Annotated in this window: 9 protein-coding genes; 6 read left to right on the top strand and 3 right to left on the bottom strand. The window is 72.1% G+C overall.

The annotated features are described in order from the left end of the window. Positions 1-611, top strand: a 611-nt coding sequence (locus GT042_RS25780) for a response regulator transcription factor (protein WP_161311123.1), incomplete at its 5' end; no start/stop codon positions are given. Between the two features lie 33 nt (positions 612-644). Here the strand turns inward: GT042_RS25780 and GT042_RS25775 are convergent. The 3 genes from GT042_RS25775 to GT042_RS25765 form a co-directional block, all read right to left on the bottom strand. After that, positions 645-914, bottom strand: a complete 270-nt coding sequence (locus tag GT042_RS25775; protein WP_161311122.1) for a DUF6191 domain-containing protein — start codon at positions 912-914, stop codon at positions 645-647. 28 nt (positions 915-942) lie between these two features. After that, entirely contained in the window at positions 943-2,133 is a 1,191-nt protein-coding gene (locus GT042_RS25770; RefSeq protein WP_345943916.1) for a PQQ-dependent sugar dehydrogenase, read from the bottom strand. 162 nt (positions 2,134-2,295) lie between these two features. Beyond that, positions 2,296-3,306 (bottom strand): aldo/keto reductase, encoded by a 1,011-nt coding sequence (locus tag GT042_RS25765; RefSeq protein WP_161311121.1) that lies wholly within the window; start codon positions 3,304-3,306, stop codon positions 2,296-2,298. A gap of 114 nt (positions 3,307-3,420) precedes the next feature. On the opposite strand from GT042_RS25765, the gene GT042_RS25760 reads away from it, so the two are divergent. From GT042_RS25760 to ilvC, 5 genes are all read left to right on the top strand, one after another. After that, a complete protein-coding gene (locus tag GT042_RS25760) occupies positions 3,421-4,362 on the top strand; it encodes a 2-hydroxyacid dehydrogenase (RefSeq protein WP_161311120.1) in 942 nt (313 codons plus the stop codon). 321 nt (positions 4,363-4,683) lie between these two features. Next, positions 4,684-7,590, top strand: a complete 2,907-nt coding sequence (locus tag GT042_RS25755) for an EAL domain-containing protein (RefSeq protein ID WP_161311119.1) — start codon at positions 4,684-4,686, stop codon at positions 7,588-7,590. A 210-nt stretch (positions 7,591-7,800) separates the two neighbouring features. Continuing rightward, positions 7,801-9,651 carry an acetolactate synthase large subunit gene (locus GT042_RS25750; protein WP_161311118.1) on the top strand — a complete coding sequence of 617 codons (1,851 nt, stop codon included), beginning with the start codon at positions 7,801-7,803 and terminating at the stop codon, positions 9,649-9,651. 81 nt (positions 9,652-9,732) lie between these two features. Continuing rightward, on the top strand, positions 9,733-10,260 hold the full coding sequence (ilvN, locus tag GT042_RS25745; protein WP_161311117.1) for an acetolactate synthase small subunit: 528 nt from the start codon (positions 9,733-9,735) through the stop codon (positions 10,258-10,260). Between the two features lie 135 nt (positions 10,261-10,395). Beyond that, on the top strand, positions 10,396-11,288 hold an 893-nt coding region (gene ilvC / locus GT042_RS25740), incomplete at its 3' end, for a ketol-acid reductoisomerase (protein WP_161311116.1).

Genomic DNA, 11,288 nt, shown 5'->3' with positions numbered 1-11,288 from the left:
GGGCGCGGACCCTGGCCGCCGTACGGGCCGAGGCCAAGCGGCTGCCGACGATCGTGCCCGTCTGGCAGGCGTACGGTCTGCTGCTCGACGCCGAGCTGGCGCGCGCCGAGGGCCGTACGAACCCGGACCTGTGGGGGCGCGCGGCCGTCGCCTTCGAGCAGGCCGGGCGGCCCTACGAGACGGCGCTCGCGCAGTGCGGCTGGGCCGCCGCCCTGCTGGACGCCCACGCCGACCGGTCGGCCGCGGCCGGCCCGCTGGCCCGGGCCCACGCCCTCGCCGCCGGCCTCGGCGCCCGCCCGCTGGCCGAGGAGACCGAACAGCTCGCCGCCCGGGCCCGTATCGCCCTCGACGCCGATCCCGGCCGGGCCGCCCTCACGGGCCCGGACACCGATCCCGTACGGGCGCTGGGCCTGACCCCGCGCGAACAGGACGTCCTGCGCCTGGTCGCCGCGGGCCACACCAACCGGCGGATCGCCGAGGAGCTGTACATCTCGCCGAAGACGGCGAGCGTGCACGTCTCCAACATCCTGGGAAAGCTCGGCGTCTCGGGCCGCACGGAGGCCGCCGCCACGGCCCACCGGCTGCGCCTCTTCAGCGACCCGGCGGCCTGAGGTCCGTAGAACCGGGCACTCCCGTGCTCTGGCTCACTTCTCGGACGAGGCGGACGGGCCGGGCGGCTCCGCAGAGGGGCCGGACGCGTCGGACGGCTGCGACGATTCGGTCTGCTCCGCCTGCTTGGTCTCCCCGGCCTGCTCGCCGGGGACCCGTATCGTCACCTTCCCCGAGGCGAGGTCTATCGGTCCCCGCCCCGGGTCGTTCGCGTCGACGTCGACCCGGCTCAGCTCCAGCCGCTTCTGCTCCTCGGTCGTGTGCTTGCGGCCGGGTGCGAAGAGCTGCTCGATCATGTTGAACACGGACGGTCCACCTTCTCGCTACGGGTAGTCATGAGACCTCCAGCTGGAGGATCTTGTCGTCCCCCGGCTGCGGTGTCCCCCTGGTGTCCGTTTCGCTGGTCACCAACCACACCTTGTCGCCGCCCACCGCGAGCACCGTGCGCAGACGGCCGTACTGCCCCTGGAAGAACGCCTGGGGCGCCGCCGCGGATTCCCGTCCGTCCAGGGGAACGCGCCACAGCCGCTCGCCACGCAGCCCGGCCATCCAGATGGAGCCCCGCGCGTAGGCGATCCCACTCGGGGACGCCTCGCTCGTCCGCCACTGGACCACCGGGTCCACGAACCCCGCCTTCCCGGCCTTCCCCTCGACGTCCGGCCAGCCGTAGTTCTTCCCCGGCTCGATCAGATTCAGCTCGTCCCAGGTGTTCTGCCCGAACTCCGCGGCCCACAGCCGGTTCCTGGAATCCCAGGCCAGGCCCTGCACATTGCGGTGGCCCGGCGAGTACACCAGCGAGTCAGGCACCGGGTTGCCGGGCGCGGGATCCCCGTCCGGCGTCATCCGCAGGATCTTGCCCGCCAGCGACTTCATGTCCTGCGCGAGGCCCGTCTCGCCCGTCTCACCCGTGCCCGCGTACAGCATCTTGTCCGGGCCGAAGGCGATCCGCCCGCCGTTGTGGATGGTGCCCTTGGGGATCGACCGCAGGACCGTGTCCGGCGCGCCCAGCTGCTCCCCGGCCGGCCTCGTGTCGTCGTAGCGCATCCGCGCGATGCGGTTGTCGGACTCCGTGGTGAAGTACGCGTACACGAGGTGGTCCGAGGCGTACGACGGGGAGAGCGCGATGCCCAGCAGACCCCCCTCACCGTCCGGCGAGACGCCCGGCACCGAGCCGATCACCGTCTGCTTGCCGCCGGCCGCGGCGACGCGCGTGATCGTGCCCTCGTCCCGCGAGGAGACCAGCAGGTCACCGTCGGGCAGGGCGGCCAGGCCCCACGGCGACTTGAGCCCCTCGGTGAGCGTGCGCACCACCTTCGCCGAGCCCTTCGCGGGCGCCGCCGACTCGCTCGCCTCCGCGCCGGTGGACGGCGCCCCGGCCGTCGCGCCGGCGGACGCGCCCTTCGTGGTGGGCGCGGGGAGCGGGATCCGGCCGGTCCGCTGCCCGTCACCGCCGTCGGAGGAGCATCCGGTGGCCACGAGAAGCACGGCAGCGGCCCATACGGCCGTCACTGCTGAACGTTGCACGGTTCTGATCCCTTCGGCGGGTGAGCGCTGCGGTACCTACTGTTCTTACACCGCCGGCCGTTCTTACACCGCCGTCCCGCCCCGCACCGCCGCCCAGCACTCCCGCCCCGCACCGCCGCCCCGCACTGCCGCCCCGGTCCGGTCCGGTCCCTGGACCCGCCCTCAGTCCCAGGACCCCCGCGCCGCCGGAAGCGCCGCCAGCTCCGACAGATCCGCCGCCGTCAGCGCCAGCCCCGCCGCGCCCGCGTTCTCCACCGCCCACTCCGCCCGCTTGGTCCCCGGTACGGGCACCACGTGCGGCCCCCGCCCCAGCACCCACGCCACCGCCACCTGCGCCGGGGTCGCGCCGTGCCGCTCCGCGACCCGTCGTATCCCCGCCACCAGCGGCTGGTTCGCGGCCATCATCTCCGCCGTGAACCGCGGATGCCTGGCCCGTACGTCGTCGGGCTCGAAGCCCTGCCCCGGCGTGAGCGTCCCGGTCAGGAAGCCGCTGCCCAGCGGCATCGCCGCCAGGAACCCCACCCCCCGCGCCTCGCACCACGGCAGCAGCCGCTCCAGCGCCTCCGGCGACCACAGGGACAGTTCGGCCTGGACCGCGCTCACCGGGAAGACCTGCTGCACCCGTTCCAGCTGCCGGACGGTCGCCTCGTACGGCCGCGTCCGCGCACCCCGGCGGAAGGCCCGCGACGCCGTCGGCCCCGCCTCCACCGCGCACAGCCCGAGCGCCCGTACCTTCCCCGCGCCCACCAGCTCCGCCATCGCCCCCCACGTCTCCTCGACGGGTATCTCCGGGTCCGCGCGATGCAGTTGGTACAGATCGATCACGTCGGTCCGCAGCCGCCGCAGCGAGGCGTCACAGGCCCGCTTCACGTACCGGGGGTGGCCGTTGGCGACCAGATGCCGGTCGCCCACCAGCAGACCGCACTTGGTCGAGACGAAGATCTCGTCCCGCCGCTCCTCCACCACCCGCCCCAGCAGCAGCTCGTTGGTGAACGGCCCGTACATGTCGGCCGTGTCGAGCAGGCTCGTACCGGCGTCCAGCGCCGCGTGCACGGCGCGCAGCGACCGGTCGCCGCGCTGCTCCGAGGCGGTGTACGCCCAGCTCATCGGCGCGCAGCCGAGCCCGATCGCGCCCACGTCGAGGGCCGCCGCACCGATGGTCCTGCGCTCCAACCGCCGTGTCCCTTCTCGTTCCGCCCACAAGCTAACCCCATCGCCCGCCCGGCCCGCCGGGGGGCGGACCCCGCCGGCGGCGGCTCCGGACAGCCGTCGCATAGCCTCCTGGCCATGACTTCAGACATCTGGCTCCCGATACCGGCGGACGGGATCGAAGGGCTCCCCGCCGGACCGCGCTACGTCCACTGGGACGGCGCGGAGGACTTCCCCGCGGATCCCGCCGACTGCGCCTTCTACGTGGTCCCGTACATGAAGGGCGCGGAGGTGGCGGTCCGGCCGCTCGCGCGGATGACGTCCGTACGGGTCGTACAGACGCTGTCGGCCGGCACCGACCACGTGCTGCCCGGCCTCGCGGCGCTGCCCGCCGGCATACGGCTGTGCAACGCGAAGGGCGTCCACGAGGCCAGCACCGCCGAACTCGCCCTCACCCTGATCCTCGCCTCCCTGCGGGGGGTTCCCGGATTTGTGGCGGGCCAGGAGCGCGAGGAGTGGCGCTCCGGCTTCTACCCCTCGCTCGCCGACAAGTCGGTGCTGATCGTGGGGTACGGGTCGATCGGCGCCGCGATCGAGGACCGGCTCACGCCCTTCGAGTGCGCGCGGGTGGCGCGCGTCGCGCGCTCCGCCCGTGCCACGGAGCGCGGTGAGGTGCATCCGCTCGGCGCGCTGCCCGCCCTGCTCCCGCAGGCGGATGTCGTCATCCTCTCGACCCCGCTCACCGAGGAGACGAAGGGCCTGGCGGGAGCGGACTTCCTGGCCCGGATGAAGGACGGCGCGCTCCTCGTGAACGTGGCGCGCGGCGCCGTCGTCGACACCGAGGCGCTCCTCGGGGAGCTGGAAAGCGGAAGGATCAGGGCCGCACTTGACGTGACCGAGCCTGAACCGCTCCCCCCGGGGCATCCGCTCTGGCATGCTCCGGGTGTTCTCATCAGTCCGCACGTGGGCGGGTCCACCTCCGCCTTCCTGCCCCGTGCCGAGCGGCTGCTCGCCGGACAGCTGACCCGGTTCGTGGCGGGGGAGGAACCGCACAACGTGGTGCACACGACAGGCGACTGACCCGGACCGGCCGCTTCGTGGATACACCCGGTACTCGCAACTCCCCCGCTGGTGACGGAGAGTAGAAGTGCTATGTCCCTGAGTGACGAGACTGGTGTATCGTCCCGATCTGGGGGTCGCGACGCGCGCAGGTGCGACGCGGGGAGAGATCTGACAGCGAGGGGGGCGACGGGCGATGTACGGCCGATGGACCGACCATCCGACGCGGCAGGGCCGCCGACGGCGACCTCAGGACGCCCCGCCGCGTACCGAAGGCCCGATCCCCGCCCCGCACGGCCCGGGATCCGCGGCGGTGACAGCGACGCTCCCCGGGACGCTCCGGTGAGCGCCGAGAGCGTGCTCCCCGCCCACCGGCCCACCCCGGGCGGACTCGGTACGGGACTCGTCGCCCAGCTCCTCCTCGCCCTGATCTGCGGGGGCTACGCCGCGGGCGCCGCCCTGGGCTGGGGATCCCCGGAACTGGCCCTGATAATGGGTGACTTCGGACTGAGCCTCGCCGCGGGCATCGCGGCCGTCTCCTGCTTCCTCTACGCACGGGGCCGCGACCGGCGCTTCCGCCCCGCCTGGCTGCTCTTCTCGCTGTCCTCCGCCATGGCCTCCTGCGGCAACGCCGTCTGGGGGTGGTACGAAGTGGTCCTCGACCGCCCCGTGCCCGGCCTGTCCCTCGCCGATCTCTTCTTCCTCTGCTTCGCGCCGCCCGCCATCGTGGGCCTGCTCGTCCTCGCCAAGCGCCCCGTCACGAAGGCCGGCTGGGTCTGCCTGGCCCTGGACTCCTGGCTCATCGGCGGCTCGCTGCTGACCCTCTCCTGGAGCCTCGCCCTCGCGCACAACGCGCACTTCCGCGGCGAGAGCGTCGCCCAGGCCGCCCTCTCCCTCGCCTACCCGCTGCTCGACATCGTGCTCGTCAGCATGGTGCTCGCCCTGCACTTCCGGCGCTCCACGGGCAGCCGCTCGGCGGTGAACACCGCCATCGCGGCCCTCGCGCTGACCGTGCTGTGCGACGCCCTGTTCACCTCGCCGCTGCTGCGGGCCACGTACCGCTCGGGACAGCTCCTGGACGCGGGCTGGTTCGCCGGCTCCCTCCTCCTCGCGTACGCGCCCTGGGGCGTGCGCCGCGGTGTGGACCCGGCGCCGGACCCGCCGCCCCCCGTCCCTTCCCTCGCCCCGCCCGTCCGCCCCTCCAGCCGCCCCATCGCGGGCTCCCTGGCCGCGCTCACGCCGTACCTCGCCGCCGCCGTCTGCACGCTCGGGATCCTCTACAACGTCATCGAGGGCCGCCGGGTGGACCGGGTGGTGGTCCTCACCGGTTGTACGGTCGTGCTCGCCCTGGTCGTACGGCAGGGCATCATGCTCCTCGACAACATCGCGCTCACCCACGAACTGGCCCAGAAGGAGAACCACTTCCGCTCCCTGGTCCAGGGGTCCAGCGACGTCATCATGATCGCCGCGCCCTCCGGCACCCTGCGGTACGTCAGCCCCGCCGCGACCGGCGTCTACGGACGCGACGCCGAGGCCCTCGTCGGCGCCGAACTGGCCACGATCATCCACCCGGACGACCTCGGCCGGGTCCATCACGAGGTACGGCGATTTCTGGCCGCGCCTCCCACGGAGGAGCCCACGACCCGGATCGAGTGCCGCTTCAAGTCCGGCACCGGCGACTGGCTCAACGTGGAGTCCACCGTCAACCGCCACCAGGGCGGGCTGATCTTCAACAGCCGTGACGTCACCGAGCGGGTCCGCCTCCAGGCGCAGTTGCAGCACAACGCGGAGCACGACCCGCTCACCGACCTGCCCAACCGCGCCCTGTTCACCGAGCGCGTCCGGCTCGCCCTCTCCGGACGCCGCGCCAGCGACCCCGGCACGGCCGTGCTCTTCATCGACCTCGACGGCTTCAAGAGCGTCAACGACCGGCTGGGCCACCAGGTCGGCGACGAGCTGCTGATCCAGGCCGCCCGCCGCCTCCAGGACTCCGTCCGGGCCGAGGACACCGTCGCCCGGCTCGGCGGCGACGAGTTCGCCGCGATCGTCCTCGGCGACGGCGGCGACGACCAGACCGCCCGCGAGTACCTGGTCCACGAGATCGCCGACCGGCTGCGCCTCCAGCTCTCGCAGCCGTACCGCATCGAGGGCAACGACGTCCGGGTCGCCGCCTCCATCGGCGTCGCCTTCGCCGAGCCCGGCATCACCCCCACCGACCTGATGCGCAACGCCGACCTCGCCATGTACCGCGCCAAGGCCGGCGGCAAGGACCGCGTCGAGCTGTACGCGCCCCAGATGCAGGCCGACGTCGTCCGCAGGACGGAGCTGGCGGCCCGGCTGCGCACCGCGCTGCACGACGGCGAGTTCGCGCTCCTGCACCAGCCCGTCGTGCACCTCGCCACCGGCCGGGTCTGCTCGGTGGCCGCCCAGGCGCGCTGGCGCACCGCCCAGGGCATCCTCTCCACCCCCGCCGAGATCCTGCGCGTCGCCGACGACAGCGACCGCACCGCCGAACTGGGCCGCTGGGTGCTCGAAGAGGCCGTCGCCCAGGCCGCCGAGCGCACCGCGCTCGGCCACCCCGCCCCCGTCGTCGTACGGCTCCCGGCCCGCAGACTGCTCGACCGGTCCCTGCCCCTCGGCTCGGTGGAGACCCTCCTCGCCCGCCACGGCCTGCCCTCCGGGGCGCTCGTCATCGAGCTGGCCGACAGCGACCCCCGCAGCTCCCTGGACGAGCTGGAGCACCGCCTCCTCGCGCTGCGCCGTCTCGGCGTACGGATCGCGCTCGACGGCTTCGGCAGCGGGTACGCGGCCCTCCACGCCCTGCGCCGCCTCCCCGTGGACATCCTGAAACTGGACCGCGGGCTGGTCGACGGGGTGGTTGAGTCCGCCCGGCTGCACAAGATCACCACCGGGCTCCTCAAGATCGCCGGGGACCTGGGCCTGGAGTCCGTGGCGGAGGGCGTGGACCTCCCCGAGCAGGTGGTGGCCCTGCGGGCCATGGGCTGCACGCACGGCCAGGGCATGGCCTTCTCCGGACCGCTCGACGAGTTCCGGCTCCGCCGCGCCCTGGTGCGTGGCTCCTACCCGCTGCCCGGCGGCGCCCCGGGCACCCCCGGCGTCCCGCGGCCCGTCCTGAGCGGCGGCTCCCTGCCGGTCCGCTACACGCGCCCGCAGGGCGGTGACCGGATTCCGTACCCCTCCATCCCCGCCAGCCGCTCAAATAATGAGACGCCCGTCCCACCCACTTGACAGCCGTGGCGGGCCGGAGGGAGGGTCAATGCCATGCGCACCCGAATTCTCGTACTTGGCAAGCGCGTCGGCTGAAGCAGAGCCCCTACCGGCTCCGCAGACCGCACCCGACGCGCTCCCCTCGCTTGCCTCCCGGCACGAGGGGTTTTTTGTTGCACCGATACACCCCAAACCCTCGCGTACCCCTTCAGCTTCGAGAAGAGAATGCCGATGACCGACCAGGCCACCGGGGCCCACCATCCGCAGCCGCGGGCCCGTACCGGCGGACCGTCCCCCGCCACCGTCGAGCACGTCACGGGCGCGCAGTCCCTCATCCGCTCGCTGGAGGAAGTGGGGGCCGACACGGTGTTCGGCATCCCCGGCGGCGCCATCCTCCCCGCGTACGACCCGATGATGGACTCCACCCGGGTCCGTCACGTGCTGGTCCGGCACGAGCAGGGCGCGGGCCACGCGGCCACCGGGTACGCCCAGGCGACCGGCAAGGTCGGGGTGTGCATGGCGACCTCGGGACCCGGCGCCACCAACCTGGTCACCCCGATCGCCGACGCGCACATGGACTCGGTGCCGCTCGTCGCGATCACCGGCCAGGTGGCCAGCGCGGCCATCGGCACGGACGCCTTCCAGGAGGCGGACATCGTCGGCATCACGATGCCGATCACGAAGCACAACTTCCTGGTGACCAAGGCCGAGGACATCCCGCGCACCATCGCGGAGGCGTTCCACATCGCGGCCACCGGCCGCCCGGGACCCGTCCTGGTCGACATCGCCAAGGACGCCCTCCAGGCCCGTACGACCTTCAGCTGGCCGCCCGTCCTGGACCTGCCCGGCTACCGCCCCGTCACCAAGCCGCACGCCAAGCAGATCCGCGAGGCCGCCAAGCTGCTCACCGCGGCCAAGCGCCCGGTCCTGTACGTCGGCGGCGGGGTCATGAAGGCCGGCGCCACCGCCGAGCTGCGGGTCCTCGCCGAGCTGACCGGAGCCCCCGTCACCACCACCCTGATGGCGCTGGGCTCGTTCCCCGACAGCCACCCCCTGCACGTGGGAATGCCGGGCATGCACGGTGCGGTCACCGCCGTCACCGCGTTGCAGAAGGCCGACCTGATCGTCGCCCTCGGCGCCCGGTTCGACGACCGCGTCACCGGCAAGCTCGACAGCTTCGCGCCGTACGCCAAGATCGTCCACGCGGACATCGACCCGGCCGAGATCGGCAAGAACCGCGCCGCGGACGTGCCCATCGTCGGGGACGCCCGCGAGGTCCTGGCCGACCTCGTCCAGGCCGTCCAGGCGGAGCACACCGAGGGCAACACCGGTGACTACAGCGCCTGGTGGAAGGACCTCACCCGCTGGCGCGACACGTACCCCCTGGGCTACACGCAGCCCGGCGACGGCAGCCTCTCCCCGCAGCAGGTCATCCAGCGCATCGGCCAACTCGCCCCGGACGACACCATCTACGCGGCGGGCGTCGGCCAACACCAGATGTGGGCCGCGCACTTCATCGACTACGAGCAGCCGGCCACCTGGCTGAACTCGGGCGGCGCCGGGACCATGGGGTACGCGGTGCCCGCCGCGATGGGCGCGAAGGCCGGGCAGCCGGACCGTACCGTCTGGGCGATCGACGGCGACGGCTGCTTCCAGATGACCAATCAGGAACTCGCCACCTGCGCCGTCAACAACATCCCGATCAAGGTCGCGATCATCAACAACGGCGCGCTGGGGATGGTCCGCCAGTGGCAGACCCTCTTCTACAACGAGCGCTACTCCAACACCGTCCTGCACTCCGGCAAGGACTCCGACGGCGAGGTCTGCCGCGGCACCCGCATCCCCGACTTCGTGAAGCTGGCGGAGGCCATGGGCTGCGTCGCGATGCGCTGCGAGTCCCCGGAGGAGCTGGACGCGGTGATCGCCAAGGCCAACTCCATCAACGACCGCCCGGTCGTCGTGGACTTCATCGTCCACGAGGACGCCCAGGTCTGGCCGATGGTCGCCGCGGGCACCTCCAACGACGAGGTCATGGCCGCCCTCGGCGTCCGCCCCGACTTCGGCGAGAACCTGGACGACTGACGCCGGGACAGCAGGCGTCACAGACGAAGACGACAGAGCCGAGAGCCTGAGAGCCCCAGAGAGAGCCCGAGAGAGACAGACATGTCCACCAAGCACACCCTCTCCGTCCTGGTCGAGAACACGCCCGGCATCCTCGCCCGGATCGCCGCGCTGTTCTCCCGCCGCGGCTTCAACATCGACTCGCTCGCCGTCGGTGTCACCGAGCACCCCGACATCTCCCGCATCACCATCGTGGTGAATGTCGACGGGCTGCCGCTGGAACAGGTGACCAAGCAGCTCAACAAGCTGGTGAACGTCCTCAAGATCGTCGAGCTGGAGCCGAACGCGGCGATCCAGCGCGAACTGGTCCTGGTGAAGGTCCGCGCCGACAACGAGACCCGCTCCCAGATCGTCGAGATCGTCCAGCTGTTCCGCGCCAAGACCGTGGACGTCTCACCCGACGCCGTCACGATCGAGGCCACCGGTTCGAGTGACAAGCTCGACGCGATGCTCAAGATGCTGGAGCAGTTCGGCGTCAAGGAACTGGTCCAGTCCGGGACGATCGCCATAGGGCGCGGCGCCCGGTCCATCACGGACCGCAGCCTGCGCGCGCTCGACCGCAGCGCGTAGCGCCCGGTAGCGAAGGGCCCCGGCCGTGGCTCGCATCGCGAGACCGGGACCCCGCCTCACCCCGCCCGTCGTACGGTGGGAAGGCACGACGAACCACCACGCAGAAGCAGAAGTGCACACCAAGGAGAAAAGCCAGTGGCCGAGCTGTTCTACGACGACGACGCCGACCTGTCCATCATCCAGAACCGCAAGGTCGCGGTCATCGGCTACGGCAGCCAGGGCCACGCCCACGCGCTGTCGCTCCGTGACTCGGGTGTCGACGTCAGGGTCGGTCTGCACGAGGGCTCCACGTCCAGGGCGAAGGCCGAGGAGGAGGGTCTGCGCGTCGTGTCGGTGGCGGAGGCCGCCGCCGAGGCCGACGTCATCATGATCCTGGTCCCGGACCCGCTCCAGGGCAAGATCTACGAGGAGTCCGTCAAGGACCAGCTCAAGGACGGCGACGCGCTGTTCTTCGGCCACGGTCTCAACATCCGTTACGGCTTCATCAAGCCGCCCGCCAATGTCGACGTGGCGATGGTCGCGCCGAAGGGCCCCGGCCACCTGGTCCGCCGCCAGTACGAGGAAGGCCGCGGCGTGCCCTGCATCGCCGCCGTCGAGCAGGACTTCTCGGGCAAGGCGTTCGCCCTGGCGCTCTCCTACGCGAAGGGGATCGGCGGCACGCGCGCCGGCGTCATCAAGACGACGTTCAAGGAGGAGACGGAGACCGACCTGTTCGGTGAGCAGGCGGTCCTGTGCGGTGGTACGGCGGCGCTGGTCAAGGCGGGCTTCGAGACGCTGACCGAGGCCGGCTACCAGCCGGAGATCGCGTACTTCGAGTGCCTCCACGAGCTGAAGCTGATCGTGGACCTCATGTACGAGGGCGGCCTGGAGAAGATGCGCTGGTCGGTCTCCGAGACCGCCGAGTGGGGCGACTACGTCACCGGCCCCCGCATCATCACCGACCAGACCAAGGCCGAGATGAAGAAGATCCTCGCCGAGATCCAGGACGGGTCCTTCGCCCAGACCTGGATGGACGAATACCACGGCGG

It is taken from the genome of Streptomyces sp. SID3212 (genome assembly GCF_009865405.1).
Classification (GTDB): domain Bacteria; phylum Actinomycetota; class Actinomycetes; order Streptomycetales; family Streptomycetaceae; genus Streptomyces.
Note: the sequence above shows the minus strand (reverse complement) of the source record. Positions and strands in the feature narration are given on the sequence as shown.

Excerpts from the sequence above, each read along its gene's own strand:
- GT042_RS25760 (WP_161311120.1), top strand. The coding sequence starts at position 3,421 with ATGACTTCAGACATCTGGCTCCCGATACCGGCGGACGGGATCGAAGGG.
- GT042_RS25750 (WP_161311118.1), top strand. The coding sequence starts at position 7,801 with ATGACCGACCAGGCCACCGGGGCCCACCATCCGCAGCCGCGGGCCCGT.
- ilvN (WP_161311117.1), top strand. The coding sequence starts at position 9,733 with ATGTCCACCAAGCACACCCTCTCCGTCCTGGTCGAGAACACGCCCGGC.